This is a genomic window from Alkalispirochaeta americana, assembly GCF_900156105.1.
GTDB lineage: Bacteria > Spirochaetota > Spirochaetia > DSM-27196 > Alkalispirochaetaceae > Alkalispirochaeta > Alkalispirochaeta americana.
Map to the genome: position 1 here is coordinate 25,647 of NZ_FTMS01000011.1, position 21,668 is coordinate 47,314.

General features: G+C 56.7%; 19 protein-coding genes. 5 read left to right on the forward strand and 14 right to left on the reverse strand.

The annotated features are described in order from the left end of the window. Nucleotides 1-3: 3 nt before the first annotated feature. On the reverse strand, nt 4-861 hold the full coding sequence (locus BW950_RS09135) for a hypothetical protein (protein ID WP_143559189.1): 858 nt from the start codon (nt 859-861) through the stop codon (nt 4-6). A 70-nt stretch (nt 862-931) separates the two neighbouring features. On the opposite strand from BW950_RS09135, the gene BW950_RS09140 reads away from it, so the two are divergent. Beyond that, the gene (locus BW950_RS09140; protein ID WP_076488998.1) at nt 932-2,362 is read left to right on the forward strand and encodes a TP0584 family protein; all 1,431 of its coding nucleotides are present in this window, start codon (nt 932-934) and stop codon (nt 2,360-2,362) included. Nucleotides 2,363-2,437: 75 nt separating this feature from the next. On the opposite strand, the gene aroF is transcribed toward BW950_RS09140, so the two are convergent. The 3 genes from aroF to BW950_RS09155 are packed head-to-tail and all read right to left on the reverse strand — an operon-like array spanning nt 2,438 to nt 5,791. Continuing rightward, nucleotides 2,438-4,369 carry a 3-deoxy-7-phosphoheptulonate synthase gene (gene aroF / locus BW950_RS09145; RefSeq protein WP_076488999.1) on the reverse strand — a complete coding sequence of 644 codons (1,932 nt, stop codon included), beginning with the start codon at nt 4,367-4,369 and terminating at the stop codon, nt 2,438-2,440. Nucleotides 4,370-4,387: 18 nt separating this feature from the next. Then, nucleotides 4,388-5,077 carry a lytic transglycosylase domain-containing protein gene (locus BW950_RS09150; RefSeq protein ID WP_076489000.1) on the reverse strand — a complete coding sequence of 230 codons (690 nt, stop codon included), beginning with the start codon at nt 5,075-5,077 and terminating at the stop codon, nt 4,388-4,390. 15 nt (nt 5,078-5,092) lie between these two features. Continuing rightward, the gene (locus BW950_RS09155) at nt 5,093-5,791 is read right to left on the reverse strand and encodes a TylF/MycF/NovP-related O-methyltransferase (RefSeq protein ID WP_083943892.1); all 699 of its coding nucleotides are present in this window, start codon (nt 5,789-5,791) and stop codon (nt 5,093-5,095) included. 180 nt (nt 5,792-5,971) lie between these two features. Between BW950_RS09155 and BW950_RS09160 the strand changes: the two genes are divergently transcribed. From BW950_RS09160 to BW950_RS09175, 4 genes are all read left to right on the forward strand, one after another. Beyond that, a complete protein-coding gene (locus BW950_RS09160; protein ID WP_076489002.1) occupies nt 5,972-6,970 on the forward strand; it encodes an aldo/keto reductase in 999 nt (332 codons plus the stop codon). Nucleotides 6,971-7,011: 41 nt separating this feature from the next. Beyond that, complete coding sequence (locus BW950_RS09165; RefSeq protein ID WP_159438770.1) at nt 7,012-8,622, forward strand: peptide ABC transporter substrate-binding protein; 1,611 nt, start codon at nt 7,012-7,014, stop codon at nt 8,620-8,622. A 78-nt stretch (nt 8,623-8,700) separates the two neighbouring features. Beyond that, nucleotides 8,701-9,312: a CarD family transcriptional regulator gene (locus BW950_RS09170; RefSeq protein WP_076489003.1), complete on the forward strand. Its 612-nt coding sequence runs from the start codon at nt 8,701-8,703 to the stop codon at nt 9,310-9,312. Nucleotides 9,313-9,352: 40 nt separating this feature from the next. After that, nucleotides 9,353-10,009, forward strand: coding sequence for an endonuclease III domain-containing protein (locus BW950_RS09175; RefSeq protein WP_076489004.1), 657 nt, complete (start codon nt 9,353-9,355; stop codon nt 10,007-10,009). 16 nt (nt 10,010-10,025) lie between these two features. On the opposite strand, the gene BW950_RS09180 is transcribed toward BW950_RS09175, so the two are convergent. The 10 genes from BW950_RS09180 to BW950_RS09225 all read right to left on the reverse strand — a co-directional run bounded on the left by BW950_RS09180 (nt 10,026) and on the right by BW950_RS09225 (nt 21,608). Continuing rightward, the gene (locus tag BW950_RS09180; protein ID WP_076489005.1) at nt 10,026-10,733 is read right to left on the reverse strand and encodes an AAA family ATPase; all 708 of its coding nucleotides are present in this window, start codon (nt 10,731-10,733) and stop codon (nt 10,026-10,028) included. Nucleotides 10,734-10,748: 15 nt separating this feature from the next. Next, nucleotides 10,749-12,839, reverse strand: coding sequence for an elongation factor G (fusA, locus tag BW950_RS09185; RefSeq protein ID WP_076489006.1), 2,091 nt, complete (start codon nt 12,837-12,839; stop codon nt 10,749-10,751). 170 nt (nt 12,840-13,009) lie between these two features. Next, on the reverse strand, nt 13,010-14,017 hold the full coding sequence (locus BW950_RS09190; RefSeq protein ID WP_076489007.1) for a hypothetical protein: 1,008 nt from the start codon (nt 14,015-14,017) through the stop codon (nt 13,010-13,012). 1 nt (nt 14,018) lies between these two features. Beyond that, nucleotides 14,019-15,470: a hypothetical protein gene (locus BW950_RS09195; RefSeq protein WP_076489008.1), complete on the reverse strand. Its 1,452-nt coding sequence runs from the start codon at nt 15,468-15,470 to the stop codon at nt 14,019-14,021. After that, nucleotides 15,449-17,149 (reverse strand): adenylate/guanylate cyclase domain-containing protein, encoded by a 1,701-nt coding sequence (locus tag BW950_RS09200; protein ID WP_076489009.1) that lies wholly within the window; start codon nt 17,147-17,149, stop codon nt 15,449-15,451. Before BW950_RS09200 ends, BW950_RS09195 begins: the two co-directional genes overlap by 22 nt. A 66-nt stretch (nt 17,150-17,215) precedes the next feature. After that, on the reverse strand, nt 17,216-17,866 hold the full coding sequence (locus BW950_RS09205; protein ID WP_076489010.1) for a CBS and ACT domain-containing protein: 651 nt from the start codon (nt 17,864-17,866) through the stop codon (nt 17,216-17,218). Between the two features lie 94 nt (nt 17,867-17,960). Then, nucleotides 17,961-18,668, reverse strand: coding sequence for an ABC transporter ATP-binding protein (locus tag BW950_RS09210; RefSeq protein WP_076489011.1), 708 nt, complete (start codon nt 18,666-18,668; stop codon nt 17,961-17,963). Continuing rightward, entirely contained in the window at nt 18,661-19,449 is a 789-nt protein-coding gene (locus BW950_RS09215; RefSeq protein WP_076489012.1) for an ABC transporter ATP-binding protein, read from the reverse strand. The genes BW950_RS09210 and BW950_RS09215 overlap by 8 nt, the downstream gene beginning before the upstream one ends. Continuing rightward, nucleotides 19,446-20,696: an ABC transporter permease subunit gene (locus tag BW950_RS09220; RefSeq protein ID WP_076489013.1), complete on the reverse strand. Its 1,251-nt coding sequence runs from the start codon at nt 20,694-20,696 to the stop codon at nt 19,446-19,448. The genes BW950_RS09215 and BW950_RS09220 overlap by 4 nt, the downstream gene beginning before the upstream one ends. A gap of 3 nt (nt 20,697-20,699) precedes the next feature. Continuing rightward, a complete protein-coding gene (locus BW950_RS09225) occupies nt 20,700-21,608 on the reverse strand; it encodes a branched-chain amino acid ABC transporter permease (RefSeq protein ID WP_076489014.1) in 909 nt (302 codons plus the stop codon). Nucleotides 21,609-21,668 lie beyond the last annotated feature (60 nt).

A 21,668-nucleotide genomic window follows, 5' to 3' on the forward strand; every position in this document is an offset into this window, starting at 1 on the left:
GCCTCACGGCCCCTTCCGAGCTCTCTCCCCGCCGGGAGAGAGCTCCACCAGGCGATGAAACCCATGGCCCTCGGGCGTTCTGTGCACCACCAGAAGTTCTGTCCCCCTCCCCTCCGTACTGCCAGCCCTCCAAAGGTGCCTCACCTCGCCGGGAAGCACCCCCAGAGAGAATAACTCGTACACGCCAGCCGGGGCCGGCACCAGGGGAGGTTCGGCCGGATCGTCGGTTATCCAGGGTCTGGCGGCCCATTCCGTCTCCGGAGACTCCCAGGGAAGACGAATCTGGTACATCGGAGCCCACCTCTTTGCCACATGATGGCTGTGCATGCGCTGCTCCGCCAGGGCGGCAGCCAGGCGAACCCTGTCGAGACGGCGCGGATATCGGGGAAGGCGCTCCCGAACCAGCCCCTCCAGCCGCTCCACGTTTACCAAAGCCGGATCAAGACCTTCCCTGGCCAGACCCAAAAGCACCAGGGATATCTCACCGCAGTGTCTATCCGGCAGAACCCGGGCATCTCCCGGCAGAAGCCACCCTCCAAAGGGAGCTAGCTCCACCCCCTGGCCCGGCCCCAAAACCGGGGTCACTGTCACCACGGGAAGAAGCGCGCCCCCCTTTGAAAGAGGAAGAACCAGGCGGGAAGATCTATTTCCCGAAGAAACAGCCACCTCCTTCTTCCGAACCCTTCTTCCGTCCCACCAGGAAATTCGCCACAGGACCTCCCCGGATTCGTAGTGTGCGGGAAGATCAGGCAGCTGAAGAAGGACACCTCTCTCCAGGAAATCGCTGCATCCCGCCAGGAAAAATCCAGCCAGTATCAGCAAGCACTGCCACTGCGGAGAGCCTCCCGATGGTACCTTCATCTTCACATCCTCCATCCTGAAGGTACAATCCCGGGAGCACTATCGCTTGTCGAGGAGGGGAACTTCCCGTATGATTGGCCTCATGACCCAGCTGGACCAGTTTGAAACCACCTTGGCAGAACTCCTGGAACTCCGTCGAAGGGAGCTTGAAGAAGCGCTTCTGCCGGAGCTCAAGCAATGCTACCAGCAGATGCGAATAAACTTCGAAGCCATTCATACGGCCTTCAAAAAAAAGGGCCTCATCAAGCCCGACCCCTACAACTACGAGGAACGGATCTCCGAGCTTGACGTCCCTTCGGATCAACCCTTTCTGGAAAGCGACCGGGACCGGGAACTGGCGGCACGATCAGATCAGTACCTGGCACGGCTCATCTTTCTCACCGATTACTACGAGTTCTCCCTGGAGTATATTGACCTTCGCCGCCTGAAATCACTGGTTCGTTTTACCCGGTACATAAAATGGGAGAGCCTGAGCGAGACCGCCACGCAACCCACCACGCGAGGACTGGGAGAAAACGCGGCAAAGCTGAAACGGGGAGGAGATCAGCTTTCGGCAAATATCGTCGCCGACGCTCAGGACAACCTTGCCCAGTCCTGCCGCAAAGCCCTCACCATTTTGCGCCAGCTCACGGCGTATCAGCGGGAAAACTACAAACTTGAGTTGCGCCGGGAGGTCCTCCCCTCGGCCCGGATAGCGGAAAGCATCGCCTCGCCCGACCAGGCGGTGAAGCAGATCAGGATCGCCTGGCAACGGAAAATGGGCAAAACCCCCTTCGTGCAGGAACTCGTCCAGGAGGTGCTCACCGAGAACAGCCCCGACGCCGGCCCTGCCACGAGGGAGGCCCTGCTGGCAAGTCTCCAGGTAAAACAGGAGCAGAAGGAAACCCGGAAGCAACAGGCCCCCGACCTGAAAGATACTCTCCTGGAGGCTATTCGTGCCCTGGCCGGGGGAAGCAGCCCCCTTGAATCAATGGCCCAAAAGCTCACCGATAACGCCCTTATCCTTCAGAGCAAGAAGCTGGGGATCAAGGAGTTCCTCCATCAGGTCTGGGACCGGCTGAGAGGAAAGGACGAAGCTGTCCATATTTACACCGTGGACTACCTGGACGAACAAAGCCAGACCAGAAAATCAGAAGACATCCGTTTCGAGGACTTTGTGAACACCCTCTCTCGACGCGCCCGCGTCTACAACGGATTTCTGGCCCGCTCGGGCAACGCCTGGAACCGCCTGATCGAGAGCAACGAAGAGGAACTGCTCCAGTTCGCAACCCGTGATATGCAGGAAATGCAAGTTGTGCTCCGACGTTGCGAATCTCTCGATACCTTTCTCCGCGCGTCCCTGGATCGGGAACAGCGGAAACGCCTGCGGGGAATCAGCGCAGAGCTGGTCTCGCTAAAAGAAACACTCCAGCGGGCCCGGAAGAAAACCCACGAGTACGTTGCCAAATACGAGGAACAACAACAGCTCAGACGACTGGGGATCTCCCCCGACCAGGTCTGATCAGGGTCAACCTGGCAACCCCGGGGCTGACCTGCCCCCGGGTTCCCTGGCGACACAGGAGATATCCCGAATCTCTCAGGAGCGGGTGTATCCCCGGGCTTCCCGGAAGGTCCCAAGAAGACGCAAATCGTGGGTCTCGCCGTCAAGCTCTTTCATGGCCTGGTCGAAATGCGCCTCATCACCCGTGAGTTCGATGTCGGCGTAAAACATGTACCGCCAGGGTTGCCCCAGAAGCGGGCGGGACTCCAGCTTCTTCAGGTTGAGTTTCCGTTGCGCCAGGATCTTCATGCACTGGTAGAGCGCCCCCGGTTTATCGGGAGTAGAGAAAACAATAGTCGCCATATTGGCGCCCGCCACAGCCTCTGCCTGGTCCTCCCGGACAAGAATCGCGAAGCGGGTATAGTTCCGGGGATTGCTCTCGATTCCCTGGCGCAGAACCTTCATGCCATAGACATCGGCGGTGCGGGCATTTGCAATGGCCGCCACGGAGGAATCACCGCTATCCCGCAAATGCGCTACAGACCCGGCTGTGTCAAAGAAGGGTGTTATCGTCCAGTCGGGGTGGGCATCAAGAAAATCCCGGCACTGCTCGATCCCCGGCCCCTGGGAAATCACCTCCTTGATCGTCTCGATCGAAGAATCGGGGGTGCCGATCAGGCTGTGCTCGATCCTGATCTGGGTCTCTCCCACAATTGTTACGTCGGGATACTGCAAGAGGAGATCATAGTTCTGATGAATTGAACCCATGAGGGAGTTTTCCAGGGGAACAATACCACATTGCACCTCACCTGAGAGGACCGCCTCGAAGACATCCCGAAAATTGGGAAAACTCCGTGGCTCGACCCCCTGGGGCACATCGGAAAAATGGCGCAGGAGCGCCGCCTCGCTGAAGGCTCCCTTGGCGCCCTGGAACCCCACAGCCTGAGGCCCCTCCTGGACCGCCTTCTGCCCGGCTTCAGAGCCCGGTACAGGCTTCGCGGTTTTCCGGGGAAGGCGAGCGACCTCCCGTTCCACCACCGGGGAAAGCACCTCAATATCCCGAAGGAGCTTCTCGAACTGCTCGGGGTAGAGCGTCTGGGGACCGTCCGAAGCAGCTCGGGGCGGATCGGGATGAACTTCCACGATCAATCCGTCTGCACCGGCAACAATTCCCGCAAGCCCCACGGGAATGACCTGATCCCGAAGCCCCGTGGCGTGACTGGGATCAACAAAAACGGGTAGATGGCTAAGTTTCTTTACCACCGGGATGGATGAAATATCCAGACTGTTGCGGGTATAGGTCTCGAAAGTCCGGATGCCCCGTTCACACAGGATGATATCTTCGGCGCCATGGGCAAGGAGGTACTCCGCAGCCATAAGCCATTCCTCAATGGTTGCAGAAAGGCCCCGCTTGAGCATCACCGGCCGCCCCTCGGCTCCCAGAACTTTCAGGAGCTCGAAGTTCTGCATATTCCGGGCTCCGATCTGAAAGACATCCACGTAGTCTCGCATGATCTCAACCTGATGAGGCGCAACGATCTCTGTAATTACGGGCATGCCGTAGCGCTCGCCGGCCTCTTTCATGTAGCGGAGCCCCTCCTCACCGAGGCCCTGGAAAGAATAGGGCGATGTGCGCGGTTTGAACGCCCCTCCCCGGAGCATAACTCCCCCTGCAGAAGCCACAATATCGGCGCACTCCAGGATCTGCTCACGACTCTCTACCGCGCAGGGACCGGCGATAACCACCAGCCGGTTTCCCCCGATCTTGACAGGCCCCACGGAAAAGACAGAGTCAGCCTTCTTGAACTCCCGGGAGGCAAGCTTATAGGGCTTTGTGATCGGCACGACCCGGGCAACGCCGGGCTGCATCTCCACCTCACGGTGGTCTACCTGGCCGCTGCCCACTGCACCCAGAATTGTTTCTTCCTCGCCGGCAACTTCCCGGACCTGAAACCCCCGGTCTGTGAGGAACGCCCGAACCGCCTCTTTTTCACGGGGGGTAACCCCTTTTTCCAGTACCACAACCATAGTGGGAGCAGTTTACCATCAGGCGGCATCGAAGGGGAACTCGTTCAGGATATACTGGCGAAACCGTTTTTCCAGAGACCGACGGTACTCCCGGATACGCTCCACGTAGACCAGGGTGGATGCCGGAGTTCTGCCGGCCCGCACCCGGGTGAGTCCTGCGTTATAGACCGCCACCGCCTGGTACTCCGAGTCCGTATGGGAGAGGCACCAGAGCAGAAAGTCAATTCCGTGCCAGGTATTCACGGGAATATCGAAAAAATCCTCCTCCGAGAGATGCCGGAAGGTTAGCGAATTCAGCTGAAACAGCCCCCTGTCTATGGAGGTGGCATTCTCGTTCACCGCCACCGGAGAAAAGCGGCTCTCTACCCAGACCAGGGAAAAAATCAGCGAGAGCGAAAGATCTGCCTTCTCTGCATAATAGAGCATTGGCAGGGCCGTGGCAGGATCACCCGTGAGATGAACAAAAAAGTCAGTCACCGCCTGGTGGGTCAGATCTTCCCGGTAGAGGGCGAGCATGGGACGCTCGCTTTCAAGCAGATTGTGGACCGTAGCGAAGGAAGAAGGAAGCTCCTGCTGAACAGGATCGCTCTGCCAGAAAAAGCGGAAGCGCGGCGCTTCCCGGGCAGGGTCACGTTCCTCGGGAGCACCCGTGGAGCTGCACCCCAAGAGCAATACCATGAGGTACAGCGTGAGAAATCGATTTGTCATGGAATCTGTCGCCTTTCATCTCGTTTTGACGACCACCGCGTGTCCATTGAGATTGGCCAGAACCACTCCATCGGAGCGGTCTCGCAAGGAGTGAACGTATCGGGTCACCCCTTCGCACCCCAGAAATCCGTAGTCATCGAAGACGACGATCCCTCCTGGGGGCATACGCGGCCAGGCCCATTCAAAGACATCCTGTGCGGACTGGTAGACATCAACATCGATATGGCAAAAGGCGATGTCCGCAGAGGGTACGCGGTGTGCCGTTTCCTCCGGAAAAACTCCGGCAAGCACCGTACAATCGGGCAGACCAAGATCATGCAAAAAAGCACTGACCCTGTCAAGAGACGTATCACCGTGTTCGCCCCCGCGATAATAGGGATCCTCCTCTCCTGCCTTGGCAACACCGCAGAAGGTATCGGCCACCACCAGGGGTCGGGAATCCCCCCTTTGAAGCAACCTCAACCCCATGAGACCGGCGCTACCGCCCCGCCAGGCCCCTACCTCGAGGACTGCCCCCGAAATATCGGGAGAGAGCTGCCCCGTCAGCTCCCAGAGCTCAAAAAGCCGTGCCTGGTCCACCATGGTGTATGCACGAACCCGCCTCCAGGCATCCAGAAACGGAATATCCGCTTCCCAGGGGCGATAATCGGAGGAAAGGGGACTGTGACCGTACCCCGGGGGATACACGTGAGTTGGGGTTATCAACGATTCCATAACTCCTGCAGTTTACACCGCCGGAGCGCATCCCGCCAGCCCGCTGCAGGACTTTACGTCCCGGGAACCGCCACGCCGGCGTCGGTGTCCTCACGGCTCTGGGTCTCCCGCTCTTCCGCTTCTCCCGCTTCTCCCGCGATCTTGAATCTCTCTCTCCGTTCCGGCAAGATACCGCCATCTATGAAGCTACCGGATTTTTTCGGCCCCGCCGGCTTTCCCCTGGCCTTCGGGACCTGGGCCCTGGGAGAAACCGACTGGGGCGAGTTTCCGGCGAGACCCGCCAAGGACTTGCTCCGCCACGCCTGGGATCTGGGGTTCCGCCATTTCGATACCGCCGAATCCTACGGAGCAGGCCGAGCCGAGCAACTTCTGGGTCAGGCCTTCCGGGATATCCTCCGGACCCGGCGGGAGGCCCTCCACATCTCCAGCAAAAGCGTTATCAGGGAGGCCCCGGCCCTGAGAAAACACCTGGAGCGTTCTCTTCGCCGCCTGGGAACTGACTACCTGGATATTTTCTACATCCACTGGCCCCGAGAGGGGATGAGCCTCCCGGCAGCTCTGGAAGAGCTGCGGCGCCTTGCCGACAACGGCCTGATCAGGTCCGTGGGAGTCTGCAACATCACAGACCGGGAATACCGCCTTCTTCTCGAGCACACGCCCCCCGATCTGGTTCAGGAAGGATACAATCTCCTCTGGCGAAAACCCGAACAGACCCTCTGGCCCCACCTTCGCTGCCCTCGCGTGGCCTACAGCCCCCTTGCCCAGGGTTTGCTGGCACGCTCCTTTCCCCGGACCCCCACCTGGGACACCCGGGACCACCGTCAGACAACACCCTTTTTTCGCCCTCCCCTCTGGGAGGCCCTTCACCGCTTCAACACGTCTCTCATCGAGGCCTGCCGCGATCAGGACCTCCTCCCGGGGGCGGTGGCGATCCGGTGGCTTTTGGGAGGCTCATCACCCCGGTCGGATGCCGCTGTCGTGGGCGGCAGGAACCCGCGGCAACTCTCTCTGCTGGCCCGGGGCCTCGAGACGATCAGCAGTCATCGGGGAGAAGCTCGATACCTGGAACTTGAACCAAAGCTGGAGAAACTTTACCAAACCGTAGCCCCCCTGATTCCCGACCTGCCCAACATCTTTGGCTATACCCCCACCCCCAGGAACAGCACACTCCGGGAATAAGGTCTTGCCTGTCCGGGCCAGGTATGAATAATTACAAGGGTATGCGACACAGCACAGGACAGCGGAATCTCCCGGTTTTTTTTCTGGCCATGGCCCTTCTCCTCTCTGCACCCCAGGGAGCTCTCTCCAGACAGCATGTTTCCCGCGACAGAGAGTTCGTTGCCGCCTTTGCAGCTACCTCGATCAGACTGAACCCCCTTAACAGTTACACCGCCACGGAGGCTCAGGTCTATACTGCTCTCTACGAGGGCCTGACAGGATACCACCCCCGCACGCTGGAGCCGATTCCGGCTGTAGCCGAACGCTGGGAGATCAGCGAAGACGGCACAATCTACACCTTTCACCTCCGGGAAGAGGCCCGCTACTGGAACGGCGACCCCGTGAAAGCCAGCCACTTCCGGGACACCTGGCTTGCCATGATCGATCCCTCGCAGGACCGGGCCTACAGCTTTCTCTTTGACGTGATCGCCGGGGTTCGCGAGTATCGCCAGGCCGACGAACCGGACCCTGAATCGGTGGGAATCTACGCTCGGGACGCCCGGACCCTGGAGGTCCATCTCCACTCCCGGGCACCCCATTTCGTCCGGGTCCTGGCTCATCATGCCTTCACGCCCCTCCATCCCCAGGTTCGCTATCTCCATGAGCCAGCCCCCGAGGAAGCTCTGGGGAACGGTCCCTACCGCATTATCAGCCGGACCCCCGAGGAGATGCGTCTGGAACGAAACAGCCATTACTGGGAGGCGTCCCGGGTGGCAATCCCCCGCCTTCGGCTCATCTTCACCGATGACCCGCCAGAAGAGGTAACATCCCGATTCAACGACGGCAAGATTGATTGGGTATCCAGCGGGATGTCTCTGGCCAACGTGGCGGATCAGCCCTCGATAGTCGTTAATCCGCTCTTTGCCACAACCTACTACTTTCTCCGGGCCGACACGCCGCCCTTTTCAAACCCCTCGGTACGCAGGGCTCTGGCCCTGTTGCTGCCCTGGGAGCGTATCAGGGATCCATCGATCCACTTCATGCCATCATCCCGCCTGGTGCCGGCAATCCCGCACTATCCGTTTCAGGAAGGCATCTCCGCCCCCGACCATGATGAAGCAATGACCCTCCTGGCAGAGGCGGGTCACCCCCGGGGAGAAACCCTTCCCGAGATAACCCTCCACATCCCCCGGGGTCCTGAATCGACCCGAGTGGCAGAACTCATGAAGAACGCCTGGGAAGAGGCCCTTGATACGACAGTGTCTCTGGCATATACCCCCTATCCCGATTATTTTGAGGCCCTCCGGGAACAGACCTACACAGTGGGAATGATCAGCTGGATCGGTGACTTCGCGGATCCCCTCACCTTTCTCAAGATGTGGATCAGCAGCAGCAGCCTGAACGACGCCCGTTTTTCCGACCCCCGCTTCGATCAACTCATCGATGAATCGCTGTCACAGACCGGAGCAGAGCGTTACAAGACCATGGCTCAGGCAGAGAAAATCCTGCTCCAGACGGGGACCGTCCTTCCCGTAAGCCATTCCCCGGCGATAAACCTGATCGATCGGGATGCCCTGGAGGGGTGGTATCCAAATCCTCTGGATATTCATCCTTTCAAGCATCTTTCCTTCGCGGAACGTCAACCCCTGCCGGGGCTGATTCGGTTTCCCTGATCCTCTCTGTGCCCGGCATCCCCCTGCTTTCTGCAGGTCTTTGACCAGAAGAGGAAAATTCAGTATACTTCTGACCTCATGAGCGCCAAAACCAACGGGAAGGAAACAACCTTCGCAGTCGGCCAGCACGTTGTTTATCCAATTCAAGGTGTGGGCACAATTCAGGAGATCCTGGAGATTTCTTTTAAGGGAAAGGACGTACTCTATTACGTCATCTATATTCCTGTCTCGGACATGACCGTCAAGGTCCCCGTGGACCGGGCAGAGCAACTGGGCATCCGGGCGATCGTTCCCCGCGAAGAATCAGAGAAAGCCCTGGCCATGTTCTCCGAGGAGTTTGAACCCATCCCGGCAGACTGGAAAATGCGGTACCAGATGAACCTGGATCTTCTGAAACAAGGGTCGGTACACGATATCGCCTCGGTAGTACGAACCCTCTACCAGCGGAAAAAGGTCAAGGAGCTGCCAATCATGGAACGCAAGCTCTACGACAGCGCTCTACAGCTTTTCGTGGACGAGGTTTCCTTCTCTCTTGATATCGCACCGGCTGAAGTGGAAGAGCTTGTTTTCCGCAAGCTTGAAGAGTACGCCCCGGGAGGCAGCAAGGCCTCGGCAGACGTCCTTCCGGACGAGGATCTCGCCGATGACCACGAGAAGGATTCCGGCGATATCCTCGACGACGACGAATAGCACCTCTGGTTCCTGTCACCAGCAACCGTCCCGAGAGCCGGTGCCCTGGGAACCGCTCCTGGGACTCATCGCAGGGTGCGACGAGGTCCGTCGCTACGAGGCCAGTGTAAACGCCGTAGCGAGCTGGACAGACCCTCCCGATCCCTTCCGGGTGTTGCTTGCAACGGTTATCAGCCTTCGCACCCGCGATGAAGTAACCTTCCCGGTGGCAGAAAGGCTGTTTTCCACGGCAGCCACCCCTGACGAGATACAAAGGCTCTCCCTGGAACAACTGGAGAAGCATATCTACCCGGCCGGGTTCTACCGGACAAAAAGCAGACAGATCAAGGAGATAGCACGCCTTATCGCTCACACCCACGACGGCCGTGTCCCGTCGTCGGAGCAGGAGTTGCTTCAGCTTCCCGGGGTAGGCAGAAAGACAGCCAATCTGGTCAGAGCCCTTGGGTTCGGGATTCCGGCGATTTGTGTGGATATTCACGTCCACCGCATCTCCAACAGGATGGGATGGGTAACAGAAAAGAATCCCGACGACACCGAGCGGGCACTGCAGAAAATCCTTCCGGAACGGTTCTGGATACCCCTGAATCAGTGGCTTGTAGGATTTGGACGAAGCATCTGCACACCCCAGTCACCCCGGTGCAGTCTCTGTCCGGTGAGGGAATACTGTGACCGGGCGGGGGTCACCCGGTCACGATAGAAAAAGAACCGAACTCTTACTTATCCTCGCGAATCAGGAGAGTTCTGCTATCCAGCTCCAGATGAAGATCCTCGGCACTGTAATCACCGTGGTCTTTCAACAACCGCAACCCCACATGATCTTTCTCGGGGGTGAGCGTAATGAGCACGTCGATCGAATCAACGAAGGGAGAGAGCGCCATCGGCACACCCCGCTCATCAACCCGCTTGTCATCACGATGAACCGATGCACTGAACCAGACGGCCAGCCCGTTCTCTTTGGCAAAATCCCTCAAGGCTCGCAGCGTTTCGGGATCTCCCTTGGAAAAATCGTAGCCATCCACCACAAGCACATCAGCACGAAACTGTCCATCGTCTATCAAGGCACGAATGCTTCGAAGGAACTGGTGAACCGTGATGCCTTCCTGACTGAAGTTCATGATCATGCGGTTTCGGATCGCCGAATCATGAACGTCCATGGCATGTTCCAGATCCCGGCGTTTGGCGATCTCACCAAAGATATCCTCGTACCAGCTCACTATATGATCGGTTCGCCCTGCAAACGAGACATGGATCACATGCCGGTCCTGAAGCAACTGATCCGTCGCAATATGGACAAGACATGCCGTCTTTCCGGTTCCCTTTCGGGCGGCAAAAACCCCAATTTCTCCATCCTTTAATCCACCATGGATGGAGCGCTCCAGCAACCGCAGGGGACTACGCCTTATGAGTTCTTCCTTGACCATCCCGCTGTCTCCTTTCTACTTATTCCCGTCACGCTTGGCCTTCAAGTACCGTTCACGCAACTCTTCAGCTATACTTTGCGGTACTTTTCCGTATTTGGCAAATTCCATTGTGTACTCTGCCTTTCCCTGCGTGAGGGATCGCAAAATGGTGGAGAAACCAAACATTTCTGCCAGGGGGACTTCTGCCTCGACCACGCTGAACATACCATCCTCATTGGAGGCGATGATCATGCCACGTCGCTGATTCAAGGTAGCAAAGATATTTCCCTGGAACTCCGTGGGACCTTCCACGGTAACTCTCATGATCGGCTCCAGAGCGATCGGCTTTGCCTTCTCGTAGGCGGAACGAAACGCTCCAAGCCCTGCCGTCTGAAAGGCCTGGTCCGAGGAGTCCACCGCATGGGTAGCTCCATCGTTGATCAAGCCCAGGATGTTTACTACCGGATACCCGATGTAGGTTCCCCGCTCCATGGCAACCCGAAAACCCTTGTCAACGGAGGGAATATATTCATTGGGGATCACGCCACCCTTGATCTTGTTGATGAACTCGTAATGTTGTTCCTCAGGGTGCGGCTCAATGTAGCCGGCAACACGGCCGTACTGCCCCGAACCACCGGTCTGTTTCTTGTGAGTGTAGTCAAAATCGGCTCGGGCAGAGATCGTCTCGCGGTAGGCAACCTGGGGCATACCCGTCTCAACGTCGGCCTTGTACTCCCGCTTCATCCGTTCAACGTAGACCTCCAGATGGAGTTCTCCCATTCCCTGGATGATCGTTTCGTTGCTCTCTTCATCGACGTAGCTGCGGAAGGTAGGATCCTCCTTGATGAACCGGCCCAGGGCCTTGCCCATCCGGTCGGAAGAGGCCTTGTCCTTCGGCTTCAGCGAGAGCGAAATAACAGGCTCGGGCACGTACATGGAGGTCATGGAGACGTTCAGGCTGGGATCGCAAAAGGTGTCTCCCGAGGCACAATCGATCCCGAAGAGGGCAACAATATCTCCGGCCGAGGCCTCGGAAATGTCATCCATATGATCAGCGTGCATCCGGATCAACCGACCCACCTTGAACTTTTTCCTGGTTCGAACGTTGTAGAGCTCGGAGCCCTTCTTTACCATCCCCTGGTAGATTCGAATATAGGTGAGCTGTCCGTACTGACCATCCTCCAGCTTGAAAGCCAGGGAGATGGTGGGCAAGGTGCTGTCAGACTGGGTGACAAACTCTTCCTCATTGTTGTCCAGATCGAGGGCCCGGTTTGTAATATCCGGGGGAGAGGGAAGATAGGCGAGGACTGCATCCAGCAGAGCCTGGACTCCCTTGTTCTTGTAGGCACTCCCCACAAACACGGGACACAGTTCGTTGGACAAGACCCCCTGACGAATCGCAGCATTAATCTGCTCTTCCGTGGCAGTTCCTTCCAGAGCAGCTTCCATAAGCTCCTCATCGAACATGGAGACCGCATCAAGGAGACCCTCACGGTACTCCTCGGCCTGGGCAAGGAGATCATCCGGGATTGCCTCGTAACGGGGCACTTCACCGTGGTCGCCATCAAAATAAATCGCCTGCATCTTGACCAGATCAATCACCCCCTGGTGCTTGTCTTCAAGACCGATCGGCAACTGGGCCATCACGGCATTCAATCCGAGTTTTTCCCGTAACTGGCCACAAACCTTGAGAGGATCTGCACCGGTTCGGTCACACTTGTTTACAAAAGCCAGCCGGGGAACACTGTAGCGTTTCAGCTGCCGGTCAACGGTGATCGACTGGGACTGAACTCCTGCCACGGAATCAAGAATGAGGATAGCCCCATCCAGAACCCGCAAAGCCCGCTCTACCTCGATGGTGAAGTCCACGTGACCTGGAGTATCGATCAAATTGATCGGGTGATCTTTCCAGGTTACGTTGGTAGCAGCGGACTGGATGGTGATTCCCCGTTCGCGCTCGAGCTCCATGGAGTCCATGGTTGCCCCGACCCCATCTTTTCCCCGAACTTCGTGAAGGGCGTGAATCTTCTGGCAAAAAAACAGAATGCGCTCGGACAGCGTGGTTTTTCCACTATCAATGTGGGCACTGATGCCTATGTTGCGCATCTTTCTCACTGTTTCATTCATGCGTTACTCTTCCTTATAGTACTCCCTGTTATACTCCTTTGACTTACAACGACAGATATAACAGGTTGGTTTTTCCTTCTGAACCCGCTGGACGAGAGGAGCAGGAACGCTCACACGGGTCATATACATACCACGTTTTCCGATATATACACCAAAGGAGCGGTGATTGTCTACCTCCCGGGAAGCTCTCCCCGATAGACCGCAAGGACTGCCTCGACATGGCGCCGGTGAAGGGGAGGATCGCCTTCGGGGAGCTTCTGATTGACCCTGTCCCGCACCTGATCGGGATCAAGCGAGGGCTCCTCCTGCAGGAGCTCAAGTGTCGCCGAGAGCGCACGGGGCGAAATCTCACGGAGGGATCCGAAAAACGAGCGCCCCTCCAGAAATACCACACCCCGCCGGACCATATCCAGCTCCTCCGATACCTGTTCAAAGTTTTCCCGAAATACCCGGGAGAGATCCTCCGCACGCTCGGCCAGAGCACTTTCCTGAGCCAGCCGCTGGTCCTTCATCAGTCGGGTTTGCTCCCGCAGAGCCACCCTGAGAGCCTCCTCAAGGGCCTCCATATCCCGCTGCTGCTGCTCAAGACGCTGCGCCAGGTAGTAGGGATCGGAACTCCTGATATATCCGGCAGGGTTTTCCACAGCCCCCACCACCCGTTCAGAGAGCTGCCGGGGCGTCAAAAACTGCCCGTGGATACGGAGAGAAAAGTTCTCTACCATAAGCCGAAAATCATAGGACCAGGAATCCTCAAAGACAAATCGCATCCCCCCCGGAAGATAGGGGCGATAATCAACCCCCTGAAGGAGATATTCACGAGGAACAACCCCCGCGGTAATACGCCGACCTTCTACGGAGAGACGCACCCTTCCAATTTGCAACCCTGGCAAGGCAGCAAGAAACTCGTGCAGTTGAAGGAAGCGGCCGATCTCTTCAGGACCCAGCCCCGTGGTGGAAGAAATTGAAACAGAGAAGTTCTGGTGGTGCCGGAGCTCTCCCACAACACGAGGCCCCTCCTGTTGAAAGGAGATGACGGTGTACCCTTGATCCTCGAGCTCTCTCTGGAGAGGAACGGTATCCTGCGCAGCTACGTGATCCAGCAGGAGAACCTGAAGGACAAAGACCAGAGCAACCTGGATGAGCAACCTGGTCCGATAAAACGCTTTGCCACCACTCATACTATTCCCCCCCCTGAAGATCAATCAGAATGCGATCAAAGGCGCGCAACCCCTCATCCTCGCTCCGGGCCCAAACCTGACCATCTTCTTCGTAGAACTGAACCCGCCCCACCAGCTCATCATCACGGCGGAAGACATATCCCAGCGCCTCTTGCGGGAGCGCAACCAGGGGGTGAACATAGACGTGTATTGCTTCAGGATCTCTGGGATCGAGGATGTAGCCACTCTCTCCCTGAATCAGACTCAACTCGTCCAGGGCGTAATGGAACCGCTCCAGGGCTTCCTCCCGAGCTTTCAGAGTATCGGCTTTCCGCTGGAGCGCATCACCTCTCTCTTCTACCAGATCCCCCAGACCCCGCCAGACCATTTCGTAACCGCTCACCAGGTGCTGAAGCCGAACCTCAAGCTGAGCCAGGGCGGGAGAAAGAGAGTTCTCGTAGGGAATCTGCCGGAGGCGTCCAAGCAGTTTCCGAAGCTCCTCATGGCGGGAAACAAAGTCGTTGTAGTCACGACGATCAGCAATATCGGTCTCGGCCAGGACAGTTCGGTACTCACCGGGCTCGGCCCATGCTTCGGGAGCATCCAGGGGGGCATCCAGAAGAGGTGCCACGGGGTCACGAGAGAGGTCCGGGTCAAAGCGGTTCCGCAGGAACGCTTCATTCTCGCGATTCCGTGCCCGCAGGGCAGCCACGACCTCCCTCTGATGAGCTTCAAGGGCCTCTAGCTCATGGCGGTGACCGGCGAGGAGTTGATCAATCTCCCCTTCATAGCGATCGCGGAGCTGCTGCATCTCCATCTCGAAAAGCCGTTGCTGATTATTCAGAACCTCTTCCTGTTCCCGGGCCCGCTCCAGCTGGCGGCTGTCATACTGCGCAATCGCAGCCTCCAGCTCTTCCATTTCCTCTGCCAGAAGGCGATCGGCCCGGACGAACTCTTCCTGAACCAGCATAATCTGCTGCTCAGTTTCCTGTCGAAGCCTTGCCGCCTGAAGCGTCCGTTCCCGGGGGGCCAACCCCGAGTCACCCAGAAGCGAGAGCTCCCGCTCAAGACTCCGTTCAAGGGAACGCACCTGTCCATCCCGTTCATTGGTCAAGCGATTTCGTTCTCTGATCGTGATATCGTAGCGGTTTTGCAAGCGTTGAGCTTCGTCCAGGAGATCTCTCAGGTTCACATCGGCAAAATCATCGATATCCATGGCAATAGCCAGGCTCGATTCCTCTATGAAGCGGGTAACCATGATGACTACCACAGAAAAAACCACCACCAGCAACAGAATAGACAAGGGAATGATGAGGCTCCGGTTTTTTTTTGTCTTGGCAAATTCCGCCTCAAGGTCATACCGGTCCTGACCCTGGCGGAACTCCCTCATGATATCCTGGAGAAACCGCTCCTTGCTCCTGGCCAGGATTTGCGACTGTGAATGGACCTTTTCTACTTCTCTGTCATTGTCCATATTCCATCCCACCCTTCCGGGGCCTCTCGACCATGGATGCGTTCCTTGAAAATGTTTGCCACGGGAAGCGACGAGGCCTGGAAGAGGGAAAAAGCCTCCGGCCATGCCCCCTGATAGTAAAGATTCAGAGCTTCGGAAAAATGAGCGATTCCCCGGCGAAATTCCTCGTCCAGAGATGTTGCCTCCAGGGGCCAGAAGATCTTCTTGCCCTGGGTCTTTCCCTTCACCTGGACAAGATCAAGTTCTACAAAGGCGTACTGATCGGTGAAGGCCTCAACTTCATCCTTCACGTACTCCGAACAAACGAGAGGAACCTTGTAGAACCGGGTAAGCCCCTCCAGACGGGCAGCGCTGTTCACATTGTCCCCGATAACGGTATTCACCATACGCTCGTAGCTGCCGATGTTTCCGTAGAATACCATTCCTCCGTCGAGACCGACGCCCACATCCAGAAGCACCGCCCGGTAGACGTACTGCTCCTCTTCCGTGAGAAAACCCCGCTCCTCCATGATCTGATCACGCCGCTTCCGCATCTCCCGCCGCAACGATGCGGCCACCCGGTTTACCGCAAAGGCAGCCTGCAGGGCCTGGACACTTTTCGGAGTAGAGTCAGCCTCAACCGTGCCAAAAACAGCGAGCAAGGCGTCGCCAATGATGGAACCGATATCGCCACCCGCCTCATGAATATGGTGAATTGCCTGATCGTAGTGGATGTTCAGGAGCTTGATGATGTCAGTCCCCAGGGCCTCGGTCATGAAGGTGAAGTTCTTGATATCGGTGAAGAGGATCGTCAGATCCCGCTTTACCCCTTCCAGACGAATTTCTCGTTCCTCGTAAGCCTTGGCCGCCACATCCCGGGCAACGAACTTCTTGAAGATTGTCATGAGGTTGTCGATGGTGTTGGAGAGAGAGTTGAACGCCATTCCCAGGTAGGTCACATCGTCGTTGGGCGCTCCCTCCAGCTCCATGAGCGAGAGCGCCTGATCTTCGTGCATCTTCATGATGTTGTCCGTGATGACCCGCACAAAACGCAGGATATGCCGGATTATGAGAATTCCGATAACGGCGAAGATCATCGTTACGAAAAGAATAATCCCTGAGACATTGCGGAAAATTTCCGCGGAGTCAGCGTAAAACTCGGAAAGCTCCTCCGCCCGGATCTGGAAAAATCCCCAGGCCTGGTTGTACTTGTAGACGCCGAAGTAGCTGAAATCCCCGTAGCGGAACCGCAGGGTTCCTTCCTCAACTCCGTTTTCAAGGGCTGAGGCCATCTCATTCAGGGCCCTGCGGTCCGGAAAGGAACCGTCTTTTGTGGCGGTGCCAGCCAGAAAAAAAATATCTCCCCGGGGATCAACACCGAGACTCAGCGACCGCTCGCCCCTGTGGTTACGCTGCGCTGCAGCGGCCATGCTGGTAACGGCAGCCTCTTCGTCGGGGTTGAAAAGAAATATTTCCCGCTGGTTGTTGGCAAAGACATGGAGCTCCTTGAGATCTTTTACCAGAAGCTGGTTCAGGAGCCGTATCTGCTCTCCCCTGTTGAGGATAAGATTGAGATAGTTCGTGGTGAAGTTGGAGATCAGGAGAAAAATCACGAATACTGCCACGATCTTGAGCCCCAAGGGAACAACACGAACAGCGCCGACCTTGTGGCCCAAGAAGTGGGTTAGAAAATTTCTCATATCTGTCCTTCAGTATAACAGATACGGGCAACTTTGCTGAGGGATATCAGCAAAATAAATCAAAAATTACACTTCCCGGATATCAATTACCTCGAGAATATGTTTTTCCACGGAAGAGAGGAACTGTTCGCGGGTCATGCCGGTGACCTTCATGATGCAGAGGGCATCGGTGGGTCGCTCCCCGGGCCAGGTGCCAATAGAGACAATATTGCCGTTATGATCGGACACGTCGCTTCCAAGCTTTGCCAGCTCTCCCGGCTCCTCGGGGATCCGCAAGGTGGCTCGCAGCCCTTTTTCACGCGTGCCAAAGAGATCAATGAAGAGGCGGAACATATCGGACTCGGTGATGATTCCCACGGGATAATTATCTTCGTCCACAATAGGAAGACAACCGATATCATGGTCCACCATTTTTCGGGCTGCATCTTCCACCAGATCCTGGGGATGGGCCGAGACAACTTTCTTGGCCATCACACTCCCCACGGAGAGCTTCGAGAGGAGGCGAGTCATCTCGTAGACATCCAGCGTTGAGGCCGGCGATGGAGACGCGTAGAGGAGATCCTTCTCACTCACAATTCCCACCAGCTTTTTTGTATGGTCGTCGATCACCGGAAGGTGGTGAATATTCTCCCGGCGCATCGTCTCCTGCGCATCCGTGACGGTTGTCTTTGGATGGGCCACAAACAAATTGCGACTCATGATGTTCTTTACCAGCATTTGACGCCCTTTCTTCCCTTGGTATATCACCCGCCCACGAGGGCAAGCCCCCTCATGAGCATCATCGAAAACCGGTCTGGCTCTATTATACTCGCTAAACGCCGAGATAGGCGGCTTTCACCTCGGGATTTTCCAGCAAGTTCGCGGCTGTATCAGACAGCGTTATCCGACCGTTTTCCATTACATAGCCCCGGTGCGCGACTTTAAGCGCCTGGTTGGCGTTTTGCTCCACCAGGAAGATCGTCGTTCCGTTTTCGCTGTTTATCTGGCTAATGATCTCAAAAATCTGTTGTACGATCAGCGGGGCCAGCCCCAGACTCGGTTCATCCAGCAACAGCAGTTTTGGACGAGCCATGATCGCCCGGGAAATCGCCAGCATTTGCTGCTCACCTCCCGAGAGGGTCCCCCCGGCCTGCCCTCGCCGCTCGGCGAGAATAGGGAAGAGCGAATAGACGTACTCAAGATCACGCTTTATTCCATCCCGGTCGCGCCGGAGCAGAGCGCCCATATCGATGTTCTCCCGCACCGTGAGGTGGGGAAAAATGCGCCGTCCTTCGGGGACCTGGGATATACCCCTCCCCACAATACGATCGGGATCAACCCCCAGGAGGGATTGCCCCTCGAAGACCAGCTCCCCCTCCCGGGGAGGAACAACGCCGGAGATTGACATGAGCGTTGTCGATTTACCAGCTCCGTTTGCGCCGATGAGCGTGATAATCTCTCCCCGGTCTATGACGAGGTCTATCCCCTTGAGAGCCTGAATGTTTCCATAGTAGGTGCTGATGTTTCGGAGCTCAAGCACTGACGTCCTCCCCCAGGTAGGCCTTGATTACTGCGGGATCATTGCGAACTTCCTCGGGCGTTCCCGTGGCTATCATTTTTCCGTAGTCCATCACATAGATCCGCTCCGACAGGGACATGACCAAGCTCATATCATGCTCGATCAGAAAGATTGAAACCTTCTCGGTGTCGCGTATCTTCAGTATCAGCGACTCCAGCGTTTTGGTCTCCTGCGGATTCATTCCCGCCGCAGGTTCGTCCAGCAGGAGCAGAAAAGGCTCCGTTGCCAGAGCCCGGGCAATCTCCAGACGCCGCTGGGCACCGTACGGAAGGTTTCGGGCCAAATCATTGGCATACTGCCCAAGATTCAGTTTTTTTAGAATCTCGTAGCTGTCGTGAAGAACCTGCTCCTCCTCCGCTTTTGTTCCGGGGGGACGGAAAATTGCCCCCACGATTCCTGTCTTGAGCCGATTGTGGCGACCGATCATCACGTTTTCCAGAACGGTCATGTTAGGAAAGAGCCGTATATTCTGGAAGGTCCGGGCCAGGCCCTTGGCGGAAATGCGACTGGGTTTTGCCCCTTTTATCGATTGCAACTCTCCCTGGGGGGGGCAGATCATTACATCGCCGCCCGTTGGGGTGTAGACTCCGGTGACACAATTGAAAAAGGTGGTCTTGCCCGCGCCGTTGGGGCCAATCAGGGCGATGATCTCGCCCTGTTGCATTCCGATGTTCACGCGGTTCACCGCACGAAGACCACCGAAGTCCATGGTCATGTTCTTTACTTCGAGAATCCGGCTCATTCCTGGGCCTCCCCGTGAAAGGTATAAGCTCGGCGTTTCTTCTGGATCAGCCCGCCGGGACGAAAAACCATCATCACCACAAGCACCGCGCCAAAGATCAGCATCCGATAGTCCGAAAAAGCCCTCAGGTATTCAGGAATAAGAATCAGCCCCAGAGCGCCAATAATAACGCCGGGAATGGACCCCATCCCTCCCAAAACCACGCAGGACAAGACGATAATGGATTGCCAGACGGTGAAACTTGCAGGGTTTATAAAAGCTGTCCGGGATGCAAAGATCACACCGGCAGCTCCTGCCCAGAGAGAGCCCAGGGCAAAGGCCGTGAGCTTTGTTCGGGCAATGTCGATACCCATGGCTTCTGCGGCTATTTCGTCCTCCCCCATGGCTACCAGAGCCCGGCCCAGGCGGGAGTTCTCGAAGCGCCAGACAACAAAAACCGTAAGAACCACAGCACCAAGTACGATGTAGTAGATGTAGGTCGAGACCTGGGAGAGATTCATGGTAACACCGAAGAAGGAAGGCCGCGCAATCCCGCTGATTCCGGCAGGCCCCCCCGTGAGCTCCCGGGCATTGTTCAGGACGATTCGCACGATCTCGGCGAATCCCAGGGTAACAATGGCCAGATAATCACCCCGCAGGCGAAGAACAGGAAGTGCCAGGAGCACCCCCGCAACCATGCTGAAAAGGGCGCCCAAGGGAAGGGCGAACCAGAATCCCAGACCAAAATAGTGGTGGAGCAACCCGTAGGTGTAGGCACCCACGGCGAAAAACGCGATGTATCCCAGGTGGAGCATATTCCCGAGGCCGATAACGATATTCAGCCCCAAAGCGAGGATCACGTAAATCAGGGCCGAGATCATGATGTTCGTCTGGTAGAGAGATCCCACCAGAGGGAAGATGAGGGCCGCCACCAGGAGTGCCACCATCGCTCCCTTGCGAAGAACCGGCGTCCGAGCCAGGACGAGAAGTTTTTCTTTCCAGCCACCATCGGCCGCAAGAGCCTCCCCAAGATCAGGGGTTTCATCATCGGTTTTAACCTTCTGTTTTGCCCCCTGGCTTCGCCGGGAGAGGGCAAAACGCCACAGAAGCCCGCCGAAGAAGGTTCCCAACCCGATGTACAGCATATTGTGCCACCGCCACACTACCGTCTGGGTAATAGTGTTTACCCGGATAACCATAATGGGGAAGGTGAGAAAAACAAACCACAGCGACACCAGGGCAGTCTTTTTAATATCTTGCACCGTCATGGATCACACCTTTTGCACTTCCGGTTTTCCCAGCAGTCCGGAAGGTTTGAAGATCAGAATCAGCACCAGGATAACAAAGGCAAAGACATCCTCGTAGACACTGGAGATATAGCCGGCGGCAAAGGCCTCGGCCATGCCAAGAACCAGACTTCCCAGAACTGCGCCGGGAATACTGCCGATACCTCCAAGAACCGCCGCCACAAAGGCCTTGATTCCTGCAATAAATCCCACATAAAAGTTGATCTGCCCCGTGTAGGAGCTTATCAGGATTCCCCCCAGGGCTGCGGTGAAACTACCGATAATAAAGGTCCAGCTGATCACCTTGTTCACGTTGATCCCTACCAGGGTTGCCATGGTGCGGTCCTGACTGGTGGCCCGCATGGATTTTCCGATCATGGTAAACTTGATCAGAACCGTGAGCGCTACCATTACTACCGCCGTGGTCCCGAAAATGATCAACTGCGGGCCGTTTACAATACCCCGGAGAAATCGGGGAACGGTCACGTTGGGCAGGAGCGACGGGTAGGGAAGAAAGTTTGAAGTTTGTGCCAGAAGCACGTAATTCTGCAAAAACAGGGACATGCCGATTGCGCTGATCAAAACAGACAGACGCGGGGCCTGACGCAACGGCTTGTAGGCAAGCTTCTCGATAGTGAAGCCATAGGCCGAGGAATAGACCATAGCGATGATACTGGAAAGGATCAGGATCGCCAGTGTGGGCATTCCCGTAAAGGAAAAAACGGTCGCCATGATCAGCGCCGTAAAGGCACCTATCATGTAAATCTCGCCGTGAGCAAAGTTTATGAGCTTGATGATCCCGTAGACCATCGTGTAACCGAGGGCGAGAAGCGCGTAGATGCTTCCCCTGGTGAGGCCGCTAAAAAACAACCGGAAAAAATAGTCTATTGCCATGAATGGGTTCCGCCTATCATAAAATCAGAACAGGCGGGCACAACGCTGGCCCGCCTGCAT